Annotated in this window: 11 protein-coding genes; 1 reads left to right on the top strand and 10 read right to left on the bottom strand. The window is 56.9% G+C overall.

The features are described from left to right. The first annotated feature begins 1 nt into the window (after position 1). The gene (locus tag HMPREF0201_RS08740; RefSeq protein WP_016536216.1) at positions 2-3,289 is read left to right on the top strand and encodes a response regulator; all 3,288 of its coding nucleotides are present in this window, start codon (positions 2-4) and stop codon (positions 3,287-3,289) included. On the opposite strand, the gene HMPREF0201_RS08735 is transcribed toward HMPREF0201_RS08740, so the two are convergent. The 10 genes from HMPREF0201_RS08735 to HMPREF0201_RS08690 all read right to left on the bottom strand — a co-directional run bounded on the left by HMPREF0201_RS08735 (position 3,279) and on the right by HMPREF0201_RS08690 (position 13,870). Further along, positions 3,279-3,521 (bottom strand): DUF2164 domain-containing protein, encoded by a 243-nt coding sequence (locus HMPREF0201_RS08735; RefSeq protein WP_016536215.1) that lies wholly within the window; start codon positions 3,519-3,521, stop codon positions 3,279-3,281. The genes HMPREF0201_RS08740 and HMPREF0201_RS08735 overlap by 11 nt on opposite strands. Further along, positions 3,521-4,105: a flavin reductase family protein gene (locus HMPREF0201_RS08730; RefSeq protein ID WP_039899255.1), complete on the bottom strand. Its 585-nt coding sequence runs from the start codon at positions 4,103-4,105 to the stop codon at positions 3,521-3,523. Before HMPREF0201_RS08730 ends, HMPREF0201_RS08735 begins: the two co-directional genes overlap by 1 nt. A 55-nt stretch (positions 4,106-4,160) precedes the next feature. Then, the gene (arnF, locus tag HMPREF0201_RS08725) at positions 4,161-4,556 is read right to left on the bottom strand and encodes a 4-amino-4-deoxy-L-arabinose-phosphoundecaprenol flippase subunit ArnF (protein WP_016536213.1); all 396 of its coding nucleotides are present in this window, start codon (positions 4,554-4,556) and stop codon (positions 4,161-4,163) included. Then, a complete protein-coding gene (gene arnE / locus HMPREF0201_RS08720) occupies positions 4,556-4,879 on the bottom strand; it encodes a 4-amino-4-deoxy-L-arabinose-phosphoundecaprenol flippase subunit ArnE (RefSeq protein ID WP_016536212.1) in 324 nt (107 codons plus the stop codon). Before arnE ends, arnF begins: the two co-directional genes overlap by 1 nt. Continuing rightward, positions 4,876-6,537 (bottom strand): lipid IV(A) 4-amino-4-deoxy-L-arabinosyltransferase, encoded by a 1,662-nt coding sequence (arnT, locus tag HMPREF0201_RS08715; protein WP_016536211.1) that lies wholly within the window; start codon positions 6,535-6,537, stop codon positions 4,876-4,878. Before arnT ends, arnE begins: the two co-directional genes overlap by 4 nt. 4 nt (positions 6,538-6,541) lie before the next feature. Next, the gene (gene arnD / locus HMPREF0201_RS08710) at positions 6,542-7,438 is read right to left on the bottom strand and encodes a 4-deoxy-4-formamido-L-arabinose-phosphoundecaprenol deformylase (protein WP_016536210.1); all 897 of its coding nucleotides are present in this window, start codon (positions 7,436-7,438) and stop codon (positions 6,542-6,544) included. Beyond that, the gene (gene arnA / locus HMPREF0201_RS08705; protein ID WP_016536209.1) at positions 7,435-9,417 is read right to left on the bottom strand and encodes a bifunctional UDP-4-amino-4-deoxy-L-arabinose formyltransferase/UDP-glucuronic acid oxidase ArnA; all 1,983 of its coding nucleotides are present in this window, start codon (positions 9,415-9,417) and stop codon (positions 7,435-7,437) included. Before arnA ends, arnD begins: the two co-directional genes overlap by 4 nt. Further along, positions 9,417-10,397, bottom strand: a complete 981-nt coding sequence (gene arnC, locus HMPREF0201_RS08700) for an undecaprenyl-phosphate 4-deoxy-4-formamido-L-arabinose transferase (RefSeq protein WP_016536208.1) — start codon at positions 10,395-10,397, stop codon at positions 9,417-9,419. Before arnC ends, arnA begins: the two co-directional genes overlap by 1 nt. Before the next feature lies 1 nt (position 10,398). Further along, positions 10,399-11,538: a UDP-4-amino-4-deoxy-L-arabinose aminotransferase gene (gene arnB / locus HMPREF0201_RS08695; protein ID WP_016536207.1), complete on the bottom strand. Its 1,140-nt coding sequence runs from the start codon at positions 11,536-11,538 to the stop codon at positions 10,399-10,401. A 367-nt stretch (positions 11,539-11,905) separates the two neighbouring features. Further along, positions 11,906-13,870 carry a peptidase U32 family protein gene (locus tag HMPREF0201_RS08690; protein WP_016536206.1) on the bottom strand — a complete coding sequence of 655 codons (1,965 nt, stop codon included), beginning with the start codon at positions 13,868-13,870 and terminating at the stop codon, positions 11,906-11,908. Positions 13,871-14,560 lie beyond the last annotated feature (690 nt).

The raw sequence follows: 14,560 nt of genomic DNA, 5'->3' as shown, positions 1-14,560 counted from the left end.
GATGTTCAATTTTTTTCTCCTGCTGCTTAGCTTGTTAATCCTCCCTCCGGCGCAGGCCGAACGCTCCGCAGAACCGGAGCGCCTGCATATCCTGAGCCGTGAAAGCTACCAGCCTAAAGCCTTTACCCTCGACGACAAGGACTGGCGCTGGCTTGGGAACAAGCGCGAGCTGCACGTTGCGGTCTGGCAGCCTGAGATCCCACCGCTTTACCTGTATACGGGAAACAGTCGCTATGAGGGGATGATAGCCGACTACATCCACCTGATAGCGCAATACCTGGGTCTGCGCGTCAACGTGCAGATGTTTGCCGACCGCGAGGCGGCGTTAAGCGCGCTGGCGCAGCACAAAGTAGATATGGTTGCCGACCCTTCGGGTAAAGTGCTGCCTCAGCATTCAAAGTTTGCCACATCCGGCAACTTTATTAGCGACCACCCGGTACTGGTTCACAGAAAAAGCAGCAATGTCGCGCCCTTCCGCTACCGGCCGGGCATGCGGCTGGCGATTGCCCGCTGGTACGTGGACGACAGCTGGATAGAGCAAAATTTTCCCGGCGTGATCATCCGCCATTTTTCTACCGACGAACAGGCCATGGCCTCGGTTGCCTTTGAGGAAAATGATTTTTACATCGGCAACCTGGTGACCACCTCCTATTTGCTCGAGCGTAATTACTCGCATTTCCTCGCTTTTCAGCGGGTCTACCCCGAGCGGGAAACCGGCAGTCATTTTGTATTGCGCAGCGAAGATCTGCCGCTGATGCGGGCGGTGAATCGTGCCCTGGAGTCCATTCCACGCATTCAGCATCAGGTGATCCTCCAGCAGTGGAGCGAGCGGGCTAACCTTTGGCGCGTCAGCAAGCAGGTGGAGTTTTCCGGGGCGGAAAAGAAGTGGCTTGCACGACACCCGACGGTAAAAGTGTCGGTAAACGCTTTCTATGCGCCCTTTACCATGATCGATGCCAACGGCAATTTTTATGGCGTGACGGATGATATTTTACGGTTAATCAGGCTGCGTACCGGCCTGCATTTTGAGCCGGTTTCGGCGGATTCCGTCAGCGCGATGGAGCACCAGCTTACGGATAAAAAGGCGATGTTTATCGGCGCGGTCAGCCACAGCGAAGAGCGGAACCAGAACCTGCTGTTTTCTCGTGCTTATTTCACCTCGCCATTCGTGATGGTTCAGGCAAAGGAAAAAAACTACGCCTCCCCGCTTCCGGCAGGCACCCGCGTTGCCATCGTCAGCAAAAACAGCCTGATCCCGGAACTGCAACAGCTTAATCCCGGTATTCGCCTTATCGAAACCGCCAATGCCAGCATTGCGATGCAAATGGTCGATGACGGCAAGGCCGATATTGCCATTCACTCGCTGTTTGGCGCCAGCTACATGATTGACCGCTACTTCCGCGACAGGCTGAAGATTGGCGGACGCGTTGGCGGCCAGACGGCGGGGATCTCTTTCGCCGTCTCCCGCGATCAGCCGGAGCTTCTCAGCATTCTGAATAAATCACTGGAGAATATCTCCCCCGCCGACATCAACAGCATCATCAACAAATGGCAAACCCGACCGGACGTTCGGCTGGATACGTGGGAGTTGTATAAAACCCAGTTCTGGCTGGTGCTTAGCGTAGCGGGCATCTTGATCCTGACTTCGCTTATTTGGGTCTATTACCTGCATCGCGAAGTCCGGGCGCGCCTGCTGGCGCAGCAGAAATTGCAGGCCCAGCTGGAGTACAACGAAACCCTGACCCTGGCGCTCTCGGAAGAGCGCGAGCGAGCCGAACAGGCAAACCGGGCGAAGAGCACTTTTCTGGCGACCATGAGCCATGAAATCCGCACCCCGGTCAGCGCGATTATTGGCCTGCTGGAGCTGGCGGTAAAAGCCAACGGCAAGCTGCCGGAGGAGGAAGATCCGATTCACGTAGCCTGGGAGTCTGCCCGCACCCTGATGGGGCTAATCGGCGATATTCTCGATATGGCGAGGATTGAGTCAGGCCGCCTGGAACTGGCCCCGGAGTGGGTAAGAACTACCGACCTGCTGCCGCCGGTAGTGCGCGTATTCGAAGGGTTGGCGCGGCAAAAAAGCCTGCGGCTGCGCTGCATTTTATCCCCGCCACTGCCTTACCAGGTGTATATCGATCCGCTGCGTTTTCGCCAGGTGCTTTCGAACCTGGTAAGCAATGCGATTAAATTCACCGACCGGGGCTGCGTTAACGTTGATATCGCGGCGCTGGAGAGCGGCCCGGCAGACAGCGTGCTGCTGAAGATAAGCGTAGTGGATAGCGGGAGAGGCATCACCGCCGAGGAGCAGGAAAATATTTTCTCCCCGTGGGTGCAGGCTAAGAACGGGCGCGGGCAAAGCGGCTCCGGGCTTGGGCTGGCGATTTGCGCCCAGCTGGTGCAGATGATGGGCGGCAATATTTCGATGAAAAGCCTCCACGGACACGGAACCGAAGTCAGTTTTACCGTACCCGTGGCGCAAAGCCAACGGCGGCCTGAGCAGACGCAGTCCGAGAGTCACCAGCAGGCGGTGCGCCATTATCCGCTGAGTATTCTGGCGGTCGACGACCACCCTGCTAACCGGCTGCTGCTGCGCAGCCAGCTGGCTCACCTCGGCCACCGGGTCACCGAGGCTCGCGACGGCGAAGAGGCCTGGGCGCTGTGGCAGGAAAATGCCTTCGACGTGGTGATAACCGATTGCAGCATGCCGGGGATGGACGGCCCGGCGCTGACCCGGCTTATTCGCCAGCACCAGGCCGCGCCGGTGATTATTCTCGGACTGACGGCCAACGCCTGGCCGGAAGAGCGCACCCGCTGCATGTTGGCGGGTATGGATGACTGCCTGTTTAAGCCGCTCCAGCTCCCGCAGCTGGAGGCGATTCTCGCCGGCGTGATGAACAGCAAACAGGAAGCACAGGCGGAGCCGGTAAGCCTTGAAAAACTGGTCAATATCGAAAAACTTCAGGCCATGAGCAGCCACGACGGCGGCATGTTGAAAGAGCTGCTGGGCCTGACGCTGCAAAGCAACGAGGAGGATTTAACCCTTGCCGAAGATCTGCTGAACCTACAGGACTGGCCCGAGCTGGCCTCCTGCGTGCATCGCATTTCCGGGGCGGTACAAATATGCGGGGCGGAACGGGCCGAAGCCGCCTGCCGTAAACTGGAGCTGGCCTGCCGCGAAGCCGTGGTAGATGAAGTAGAAATCGAAGATTTATGGCTACAGTGCGCCTGCGCCGTGGGGCAATTTAACCAGGCGATAAACGCCTGGTTAGCAAAGGAGCAGGCTAATCGATGACCTTCTCTAAATCGAGCAGCTCTTCCAGCGTCAGCATATTGCTTTGCGCCACGGCCAGAGCGTCGTCCAGCCCTTTGTTATAGAGAGCCGGAGCCATTTTCTTCACCAGTTCATCGAGGAAAAACTCGGCCTCAAACTGCCCGAGCTGGAGGTCGTGTTTGTCCTCCAGCCAGTCGGTAATAAAGTCCCGCAATTTGCGGTAGTCGTCGGCGGGAAGCTCAATCTTTTTCATTATGCCTCCACGTTTGGCACCACCAGCGGCTCGCCGATAGCGTAAAAATGGCCGCCCGCGATGTAGTGCAGGCTGCGGAACGCCGGGTCGGCGGTTTCAAATGACCAGCGGCCATTCTGGAATACGCGGTCGTCCGCCCATGCGCCAATAATTTCGCCGATAAACAGGTCGTGCGCCTGGTGGTTATGCGGTTCAGGGATCAGTTTACAAACCATCCAGGCGGTGCAGCCCGCCACCAGCGGCGCGCTGTGCCCGGGAACATGAAACAGCTCAACGCCCGCCTGTTGCAGTTTGTCGGGCATCTCTTTCAGGCTGTGGGTGCCGAGAAAGTGGGTCATGTTCAGCTGGGCAGCACACGGCACCTGAATCACAAAGGTGCCGCTGCTTTCAATTAACGTGCGAGTGACGGTGCTTTTATCCAGCACCACCATCAGTTTTGAAGGGGTAAAATCCAGCGCACAGGCCCAGGCTGCGGTCATTACGTCGTCCACGCCATCGTGATGGGCGGAGACCAGAACGGTTGGGCCGTGGTTGATCAGGCGGTAAGACTTTTCTAACGGCACTTCAATGATATGTGGGTTCATATACTGCATCCGGTATTCATCTGATTGCCGTCAGTTTGCCTGAACATTTAGCGCATTACTTTTCCTTTTTGTGGCGCAAATTATGCGGCAGGCAAATCAGTACCAGACCGAAGAAAATCGCCGCCACGCCGATTAGCTTTTCAGGGCTGAACGCCTCATTCAGCCACGGCAGATTGATGGCGGAAACCCACACCAGAACGTAGCTGAGGCTAAGCAGCGGATAAGCTTTGCTGAGCGGAATACGCCGCAGCGCCAGATACCAGCAGCCCATCGAGAACGCATAAGCCGCCAGCCCGCACAACAACGCAAACAGCGCGTAGCCGCCGGAAAGTACCGCCCAGGCAAAGTCGAGACTTAAAGAAGCGGCGGGAAACTGAATCATTGCCCACTTCATGGCGAGCTGCGCCCCGCTCACCAGCAGTACGCTCATTAACGCCCAGATATAACCCATCAGGCGTGTCCTCCGAGAGCGATGATGCCGAGCATAATCAGCACCACGCCTATCCAGTGGTGCGTCGAAACTTTTTCTTTCCAGATCCAGCGCGCCGCCAGGGTGACAAAGATAAAGTTCAGGCTCAGCATCGGGTAAGCGATGCTGACTTCAACATGTTGCAGGACCAACAGCCAGACCAGCATCCCCAGCCCGAGCAGCACAATGCTCAGCCCGAGCCAGGTCAGCAGGTGCCGACGCCCTTCACCCTGCGCGGCCTGCTTCTGGCACAGCTGGCCGCCGCAGCTAAGCAGGCTGGCCAGAATAATCAGCGCGATATTCATGGCTGCTCATCGTACTCGAGCAACACGAAGCGGCCGCTGTTTGCGCGGTGGTCAGGCGTTGGCAATTTGAGGTCGCTCAGATCGCTATTGTTAGACAGCAGCAATAGCAGTGAAACTTTGCCCTCTTTGCGGTGCTCGGCCAGCCAGTCGTTGAAATCTTCGTAGCTGACAAAACGCCCTTTGCCTTCCGGGTAGTCAAGGCCGTAGCTTACCTCGCCGCGCTGCCTGTAAAGGTTGATGTCGCTGCGCTTCATCTCCCAGGCAATACCCGCCCCAATGCCGACGTTGTTGGTAAAGATATAGCGGCTGTCTTCCAGCTGGGCGTGCATCTGGTGAATAAACGCCTGAGGCTGTTTAGAATTAACCACTTTAGCGGGAATAACCGCGCCCACCAGCAGCGCCAGGCCCAGCGGACAAAGGGCCGCCCAGAACCAACGCTGTGAGCTGTTGTTAAGGGTAAACAGGCCTACCCCTCCCCAAACCGCGAACGCCAGACAGCCGAGCACCACTTTCAGGGTTTCGTTGGCGGCAAACACGGGGTGTTTAGCCAGGCCCCACGGCGCAAGCACGAAGCCGACGATAATCACGCAGATCAGGCCGAACAGCATGTTGATCCAGCCGTTGATACGCAGCACCTTCGACCCCGTACGAGCCAGCTGCACGGCGTGGCGAGCCATCAGGATAGCCAGCGGCGCAAAGCACGGCAGGATATAGGTCGGCAGCTTGCCTTTGGCGATACTGAAGAACAGCAGCGGCATAATCACCCAGCCCAGCAGGTAGAAAGCCCCGCTCTGCTCGTTACGCTCTTGCCAGCCGCGCTTTAAAGCACCCGGCAGCAGCGCGAGCCACGGCAGGCTTCCGGCAATCAGGAACGGAATGTAATACCAGAACGGCGCTTTGTGCTGGGCGTCTTTCTCGGCGAAACGCTGAATATGCTCCACCCAGAAGAAGTAGTTCCAGAAGTCCGGCTCGGCCTTGGCGATCGCCAGCGCCCACGGCAGCGTGATAAGTATCGCGCTCAGTACCGCCAGCGGCCCGAACAGCAGCACTTCTTTCCAGCGTTTTTGCGCAATGACCCAAGGCAGCACGCCGATCACCGGCACCGCAAGCGCCAGAAAACCTTTGGTCATCACGCCCATGCCGCAGGCCATGCCAAGCAGCACATAACCGCCAATTCTGCCACCGGTGGTTTTCGCCGTACTCGCCAGCCAGAAGCTGCACATAGCCGCCGTCAGCCACAGGGTTATCATCGGGTCGAGCACCGAATAGGTGCCGATGCCGTAAACCAGCAGGCAGGTAAGGAAAATCACGCCGGAGAGTACGGCAACGGTTTTGTCACGCCACAGGCGGAACGCCAGCCACACGGTCAGCAACGCGCTCAGGGTAACCGAGAAGACCGAGCCAAAACGCACCCCAAAATTGTTATGACCGAAGATCAGCTGGCTAATGTTATTGATCCAGTAGCCCGCAACCGGCTTTTCGAAATAACGCAGGTCGAGAAAATGTGGGACGATCCAGTTACCGGAGAACAACATTTCGCGGCTGATTTCCGCGTAACGCGTCTCATCCGGCTGCCACAGAGCACGAAACTCCAGCGGCACCAGGTAAAGTAAGGCAAAACAGACCAGCAGGGTCATTCCATATTTTGCTGATTTCATCGGTTCAAGACTCTATAAGTTGTTGGCAACCCAGCCAGCCTTCCCGGCCAGGGATTGTCCCGCGCACAATTTTGCCTTTCGGCAGCGTGGATAAATCGTCCGGCAGCAGCTCGCTTAGCGGGCAGAACTGCACCCCTTCGGCGGCGGCCATCGCCAGCAATTCACTAAAGGATTCTCGCATCACCATGCCCTCAACTTCAGCATGAATGGTGTAAACCGGTGTACCGCTATCCTGATGAATTTTATCCAGAATATAGCGATTAAAGTTTTCTTTATTAACCTCAGTCCCGATAACCTCGTCCCAGGTCGGCAGCGTGACGGGGATTTGCACCGCCGCCTGCTTGCCGTTTGCCAGCACCGGAATAAACGGCGCGGTACCGCGGCAGTCGCTGTTGTACTGGAACGGGAAAGCGGATTTGGCCTGCACTACGCGCTGGTCGGCACGCCAGCCTGCGACAGCCGAGCAGCTTACCGGCTGGCCGATGATTTTCTGCAACGCTTCAAGCCCGAGGCGGATCTGCTGTTCGAGCTTTTCACGCTCCCAGACGCCCGCCCAGGCCTGCCAGGCATGGTGGTCCCAGGCGTGAAGGCCAACTTCATGGTGGTCAGCCGCTGCGGCAATCACCGCGGCATTACCGGCGCCGATATTGCGCCCCGGCCATGCGGTGCCCGCCAGCAGAATGTCCCAGCCGTAGAGCGATGCCGCGTTGGAGCGCAGCATCTTCCACAAGAACTTAGGCTTGATCAGGCGCCACAGGTGGCGCCCCATGTTGTCTGGCCCAACGCTGAAGAAAAAAGTTGCCTGAGTCGAGTGTAAACTTAGCGTCTCCAGAAGGTTTGGCACCCCTTCTCGGGTGCCTCGCCAGGTGTCGACATCAATGCGCAGGCCGACTTTTCTCATGAAGCAGGGTCCGTGAGTTCAACGGTTTTCAGGAAGAAGTCCAGCGTTTCGTCGATGGTTTTCTCCATATGAACTTCCGGGGTCCAGCTCAGCAGGCGCTGCGCGTTGCGGATGCTCGGCTTACGGTGCTCAACGTCCTGGTAGCCTTTGCCGTAATAGGCGCTGCTTTCCACTTCGCGGAAACCGGCAAACGGCGGGAACTGGCTACGCAGCGGGTGGCGTTCGAAGCTTTCCAGCAGCATTTCTGCCAGCTGTTTGATGCTTGCTTCGTTGTCCGGATTACCGATGTTGATAATCTGGCCGTCACAGTTGCTGTTTTTGTTCTCGATGATGCGGAACAGCGCTTCAATACCGTCGCCGATATCGGTGAAGCAGCGCTTCTGCTTGCCGCCGTCGATAAGCTTGATAGGCGAGCCTTCAACCAGGTTAAGGATCAGCTGAGTGATGGCGCGGGAGCTGCCGATACGCGCGGCGTTCAGGTTGTCCAGGCGCGGCCCCATCCAGTTGAACGGACGGAACAGCGTGAAGCGCAGCCCTTCTTTCTCGCCGTATGCCCAGATTACGCGGTCCAGCAGCTGTTTGGACACCGAGTAAATCCAGCGCTGTTTGTTGATTGGGCCAACGATCAGCGGGGAGTTATCTTCGTCAAACGAGGCGTCGGTACACATGCCGTACACTTCGGAAGTTGACGGGAAGATAATGCGTTTTTTGTATTTCACGCAGTCGCGGATGATTTTCAGGTTCTCTTCGAAGTCCAGTTCGAATACGCGCAGCGGGTTGCGGGTGTATTCGATAGGCGTTGCGATAGCAACCAGCGGCAGAACCACGTCGCATTTCTTAATGTGGTATTCGATCCACTCGGAGTGAATGCTGATATCCCCTTCCACAAAGTGGAAGCGCTCGTTGCCGATAAAGCGGGAGATAGCGTCGGAACCGATGTCGAGGCCGAAGATTTCGAAGTTGTCATCGCGCAGCAGGCGCTCGGTCAGGTGGTTACCGATAAAGCCGTTCACGCCGAGGATCAGCACGCGGGTGCGGCGTTTAATCGCCGATACCGGTTTGCTGCTGAGGATAGCGCCGTTGACCAGGCCCAGGGACTGAGCCAGCTGGGAGCCCTGCATGTAAACGCCGTTTTCGGCCTGGCCGGTCACGATTTCCAGCGCGCCGGTACCGCAGGCAATAACCAGCGGGCTAACGGAGAGCACGGTGCCTGCTTTAGCGCCGTTATTGCTGTCCAGCACGCGGCTTTTCCAGACTATAAACTTGCTGCCGCCCACGTAGCTGAACGCGCCCGGCCACGGCTCGGTTACCGCACGCACCAGGTTGTTGGCTTCGGCAGCGCTGCCTTCCCAGCTGATAGCGCCGTCTTTTGGAGAACGGCCACCAAAATAGGTTGCCTGGCTGTCATCCTGTGCGGTCTGCGGGAAGTGGCCGGTTTTGATAACCGGCAGCGCGCTGGCCAGCAGGGATTTTGCAGTTTCACAAAGCTTGTGGTGCAGGGTCAGAGCGGTATCTTCTGCGGCAATCGCCACGCGTTCCTGAGCAACAATGTCACCCGCGTCAGCGCGTTTTACCATGCGGTGCAGGGTAACGCCGGTTTCGGTTTCACCTTTCACCAGCACCCAGTTCAGCGGCGCGCGGCCACGGAATTTAGGCAGCAGGGAGCCGTGCAGGTTGAATGCGCCTACGGATGCGCTGTTGATGATCTCTTCGCTCAGCAGATTGCGATAGTAGAAAGAGAAAATCACTTCCGGCTGGGCTTCTTTGATACGGTCAACCCAAAGCGGGTGGTTAACGTCTTCCGGCGCAAAAACCGGGATACCGAATTCTGCCGCAGTGCGGGCAACGGAACCAAAGAAGTTATTCTCAGCCGCGTTATCCGGGTGAGTATAAATTGCCGCGATGTCATAGCCAGCTTCAACAAGGGCACGAACGCCCACACAGCCCATATCGTGATAGGCAAAAACAACTGCTTTCATTATTGATTTTCCTCTGAAGATAATGCGGTTTCACTGCTAACTACGCGTTGAATAAAGTAACGAGGGCGCGCGCGCACGTCGTTATAGATACGGCCGATGTACTCACCCAGCAGCCCCATACCGATAAACTGAGCGCCAATGAAGGTGAACAGTACGGCAAAGAGCATGAACACCCCGTCAGCAGCCCACTGCGGGCCAAGGGCAAGACGCAGCACCACCAGCAGCACCGCGAGGCCGAAACCGGACAGCGCGATAATGCTGCCTACTACGCTCAGCAAACGCAGCGGCGTGGTGGTCAGGCAGGTGATCAGGTCATACATCAGGTTGATAAGGCGCATAAAGCTGTACTTCGAGTCACCGAACTGGCGCTCGTCGTGGTGCACCGGGATTTCTATCGCCCGGCGGGCAAAGGTGTTCGCCAGGATAGGGATAAAGGTGCTGCGCTCGTGGCAGTGCAGCATCGCGTCGATAATGTGGCGGCGGTAGGCGCGCAGCATACAGCCGTAGTCGCCCATCGCTTTGCCGGTGGTGCGCTGGATCAGGTGGTTGATCATTTTAGATGCGCGCTTGCGGAACCAGCTGTCCTGGCGGTTCTGGCGAACGGTGCCGACAACGTCATAGCCTTCGTCGGCCTTCTCAACCAGGCGAGGGATCTCTTCCGGCGGGTTTTGCAGGTCGGCGTCCAGCGTGACGATAAGGTCGCCGGTGACGTGGCTAAAGCCCGCCATAATCGCCGAATGCTGGCCGTAGTTACGGTTCAACAGTACTGCCACAATGTGGCTGTCCGGCGCTTCTGCCGCGCGGGTCAGCATCGCGGCGGAGTCGTCGCTGCTGCCGTCATCGACCAGCAGAATTTCATAATCACGGTTGAGCTTCTGGCAAGCCTCCGAGGTACGACGCAGCAGTTCAGGCAGGCTGTCCTGTTCGTTGTAGACCGGGATTACGATGGATACTTTCTTGATTGGAGCCGGGGTCATCATCTTAAAGTCCTGCTATTTCACGTAATGCGGCGATCACTCGCGTGGTGTCGTCATCAGTCATGGTCGGGAACAGCGGGATCGAACAGATCCTGTCGCTGTTCCACTCGCTGTTCGGCAGTTGAAGCTGCGGGTAGCGTTCGCGGTAATATTTTTGCGTATGGGCAGCGCGGAAATGCAGGCCGGTGCCGATGCCGCGCTGTTTCAGGGCGTCCATCAGGCCGCTGCGGGAAATACCGCAGGCCGCTTCATCAACGCGGATAATAAACAGATGCCAGGCGTGGCGATGCTGCCACTCAGGCACGGAAAGCGGCAAGAACGGCGTGTCGGCCAGCTCTTTGAGATAGCGCTGAGCAATCTCGTGGCGGCGAGCGTTCAGCTCTTTCAGCTTGCCTAACTGCACCAGCGCGATGGCCGCGTTGATGTCCGCCAGGTTGTATTTATAGCCTGGAGAGATAACTTCCGCCTGCGGCGCGCGGCCATGAGTCTGGCGGTCGAACGCATCCACGCCCAGCCCGTGGAACTTTAGGCTGCGGATACGGTTGGCAAATTCGTCGTTGTCGGTAACGATCAGGCCGCCTTCCGCGCAGGTCATGTTTTTAATCGCATGGAACGAGAAGATAGCGGTGCCCTGAGAGCCGACGTGTTTGCCTTTATATTCGGTACCAGCCGCGTGAGCAGCATCTTCGATAACCGGAATGCCGTGGCGTTCGCCAATCGCGCGGATAGCGTCGATATCGGCAGGCGCGCCAGCGTAGTGAACCGGGACGATGGCTTTAGTGCGCGGCGTAATGGCGGCTTCGATAGCTTCCGGGGTGACCATTAACGTGTCTCTGTCCACGTCAATCATCACCGGCTCTGCGCCGAGCAGCACAATCATATTCAGCGTGGAAACCCATGTCAGAGAAGGAGTGATAACCTCATCGCCAGGCTGAAGTCCCAGAGCCATCAGGGTGACGTGCATCCCGCCGGTCGCGGAGCTGACCGCAATCGCATGCTTATTGCCGGTTAGCTCACAAAATGCCTGTTCAAGCGCCTGGTTCTTTGGCCCGGTGGTTATCCAGCCGGAAAGCAAGACCTCAGATACCGCTGCAATTTCCTCCGCGCCTAACGCCGGACGTGAAAAAGGCAGAAAATCACTCATTACGTGGATTCCTTATTAAATCGCTGAACGCCAAAAGCTGACGGGATAATGAAGCAGGCTGTTTAAATAAAAGCACAACATTAGAAGAGTACGCCCTGTTTAGCTAAACGGGTAATCAATAGAAAGAATTTAACAAAGAAATCTTAGAACAGTATTAAGAAAATGAGATATAACGAAAAATCGTGAAGTTGAGCCTTGCACGACGCAAAGCGTCTAAATCCGCCGTGGATTGCCCGAAATTTAAGTTCTATTGAGCTATTGTTTAATTGGGTAATAATTTAGCCCGTCACTAAATATATTTAAATTAATGCAGATTGATTAAAAAAAAACCGCTCACGGAGAGCGGTTTGAAATATTCAGGTAATGATTAACGTTTTGCCTTGCCCGGCAGCGTTTTCATTAACTCATCCGGGCTGATGGAGGCGACTACGCTTCCCGGCAGCGGCATTTTCAGAATGTGGTTTTTCATCTTGCCAATGACGTGCATTTCGCACGGACGGCAGTCAAATTTCAGGGTCAGCACTTCGTCACCGTGCACCAGCTGCATCGGGGTTGCCTTCCAGCTCTTGATGTTCCCCTTCGCCTGTTTTGGGCACAGGTTAAAGGCGAAGCGCAGGCAGTGTTTGGTTATCATCACCGGGACTTCGCCCTTCTCTTCGTGCGCCTCGTAGGCGGCGTCAATCAGCTGCACGCCATAGCGGTGATAGAACTCACGCGCCTTATGATTATAGACGTTTGCCAGGAAGCTGAGGTGGCTGTCCGGGTAGACCGGCGGCGGAACGCTAACCGGTTTGCGGCTGCCGCGCTTATAGCTTTGCAGACGCGCTTCGGTTAGCTGCTCGATAGCATCGCGGCGCAGCTGGTTGAGCTGGGCGTTCGGCACAAACAGCGCTTCGGCCAGCATAATGTTCACCGCGCGGGAAGAATACATGGTCTGCCCGAGTTTGGTGAGGCCGTCACGCAGGCTGTCGAAGGCTTTCTGCGGATTATTGGCAACGTCAAACTGGCCGTCGAGGGTTTGCGTAACGCTGACGCCCTCTTCGCTGGTTACCTTCATCACCAGCTGCTGCTGGTGACCGCTCAGTTCAATATCCACCGCCACGCGACGTTCGCTGGAGGTTTTCAGCAGCGCCTGCTGCCAGTTATGGTCAAGGTTGCGGTTGAGCGGATGATTTGCACGCAGCTTCTTCAGCATATCCGGCATTTCATTTGGCCAGATGCGGTACTGATTTTTACCGGTTTTTTCCACCGTATTAGCACGGAAGCCGACAATTTCACGCTTGATAAGCACGTTCAGACCGTCGCCGTTGGTTAACGTGTCGGTGGTGTTAACGTCGAGGTGATCTTTGCTGACCTTAAGCACTTCGCCAACCGGCAGGCCCACGAACTTCGGCGAGTCGAACGCGCCGATGTCGATTTTACGCTCGTTAACAAAGTAATCGGTGCTGCCGCGGTGGAAAGTCTTGTCCGGCGACGGAATAAAGTAGTGGGAGGTCACGCCCGCAGAGGCGCGGGTCAGGTCGCTGCGCCCTTCCATCAGCTCGTCGAGCAGTTGGCGATAATAAGCGGTGATGTTTTTCACGTAGCTCATATCTTTGTAGCGGCCTTCAATCTTGAAGGAGCGCACGCCCGCGTCCACCAGCGCCGCAAGGTTGGCGCTCTGGTCGTTGTCTTTCATCGACAGCAGGTGTTTTTCGTAAGCCACCACGCGTCCCTGGTCATCTTTCAGGGTGTACGGCAGGCGGCAGGCCTGAGAACAGTCGCCGCGGTTCGCGCTGCGCCCGGTCTGGGCATGGGAAATATTACACTGCCCGGAATACGCCACGCACAGCGCACCGTGGATAAAGAATTCAATCGTCGCGTCAACATCCTGGTGGATAGCGGCAATTTGTTGCAGGTTCAGCTCGCGCGCCAGCACGATTTGCGAGAAGCCCGCATCAGAAAGAAACTTCGCTTTTTCCACGCTACGAATGTCACACTGGGTACTGGCGTGCAGCTCAATCGGCGGCAAGTCCATCTCCAGCACGCCCATATCCTGAACGATAAGCGCATCAATACCGGCCTCGTAGAGGTCAATAATCATCGAGCGCGCAGGCTCCAGCTCGTCGTCATGCAGAATGGTGTTCAGAGTGACAAAGATCTTCGCCCCATAACGGTGGGCAAACGGCACCAGTTCAGCCAGGTCTTGCAGGCTGTTCCCCGCGTTGTGGCGTGCGCCAAAGCCAGGCCCGCCGATATAAACCGCATCCGCGCCATGAAGAATGGCTTCGCGGGCGATGGCGGTATCACGGGCAGGGCTGAGTAATTCAAGTTGATTCGCGTGCAGGCGCATAGTTTGTCGTGTTCTGTAATGGTCGAAAGGCGGGTATTGTAGTCACTTCCCCGGCGCAAAAACACTGTCTCCCGGTCATAAATATCATCTATGCAGGATCGGCGACGGTTCTGTTCACGCAATATCCCGCAGCGATGCTCAAACTCCACGTCGTGTTAAATCTCGCAGCCCCGCCCTTGTTCCCGGCTCTCATCGTCCCCGGCTATGACCCAATTCAGGCGGGGTGGAGCTGCCGGGAGCAGCGAAAGAGAGCGATCGTCGGGAACGGAGCATAACTAACCTTGCGGAAGTTATCTCTCCGGATTACAGACGTTTATACACGCCCGAAGATGATTCCGTTCACTTCCAGACCTGCTTTATATGCAGCCACCGAACCGGTGAACGTCTCAGGGGAGTCACCGTCACTCCCCTGAGAACCCGGACTCCCGGCGAGATAAATCGCCGCAAGCGGTAAACCTCCGTTTTATCTCCCAGCCCTGGGTCGGCTGAGATGCGTTCCCGACGCTCACAGCCTCCGCCCGCTCCCGGCGTCCGGACCCTGGTCAGTCGGAGAGAAAACTGAGGCGATTTAAGCCGGAACAAGTGCAGCGCTTCAATCCCGCAGCCATCCTGAAAGTCAGTGTTGCTTTAAGTCTCGCAGCGATGCCCTTGTCCCCGGCTCTCAGCGCCCCCGGCTTTGACCCAATTCGG

Source organism: Cedecea davisae DSM 4568, from assembly GCF_000412335.2.
Lineage (GTDB): Bacteria > Pseudomonadota > Gammaproteobacteria > Enterobacterales > Enterobacteriaceae > Cedecea > Cedecea davisae.
This window is presented reverse-complemented; position numbering and strand designations above follow the sequence as displayed.

Coding starts and splice junctions, on each gene's coding strand:
- arnC (WP_016536208.1), bottom strand. CDS start 10,397: ATGATGACCCCGGCTCCAATCAAGAAAGTATCCATCGTAATCCCGGTC.
- arnE (WP_016536212.1), bottom strand. CDS start 4,879: ATGAATATCGCGCTGATTATTCTGGCCAGCCTGCTTAGCTGCGGCGGC.
- HMPREF0201_RS08740 (WP_016536216.1), top strand. CDS start 2: ATGTTCAATTTTTTTCTCCTGCTGCTTAGCTTGTTAATCCTCCCTCCG.
- HMPREF0201_RS08690 (WP_016536206.1), bottom strand. CDS start 13,870: ATGCGCCTGCACGCGAATCAACTTGAATTACTCAGCCCTGCCCGTGAT.
- HMPREF0201_RS08730 (WP_039899255.1), bottom strand. CDS start 4,105: ATGAACCCACATATCATTGAAGTGCCGTTAGAAAAGTCTTACCGCCTG.
- arnD (WP_016536210.1), bottom strand. CDS start 7,438: ATGAGAAAAGTCGGCCTGCGCATTGATGTCGACACCTGGCGAGGCACC.
- arnB (WP_016536207.1), bottom strand. CDS start 11,538: ATGAGTGATTTTCTGCCTTTTTCACGTCCGGCGTTAGGCGCGGAGGAA.
- arnA (WP_016536209.1), bottom strand. CDS start 9,417: ATGAAAGCAGTTGTTTTTGCCTATCACGATATGGGCTGTGTGGGCGTT.
- HMPREF0201_RS08735 (WP_016536215.1), bottom strand. CDS start 3,521: ATGAAAAAGATTGAGCTTCCCGCCGACGACTACCGCAAATTGCGGGAC.
- arnF (WP_016536213.1), bottom strand. CDS start 4,556: ATGGGTTATATCTGGGCGTTAATGAGCGTACTGCTGGTGAGCGGGGCG.
- arnT (WP_016536211.1), bottom strand. CDS start 6,537: ATGAAATCAGCAAAATATGGAATGACCCTGCTGGTCTGTTTTGCCTTA.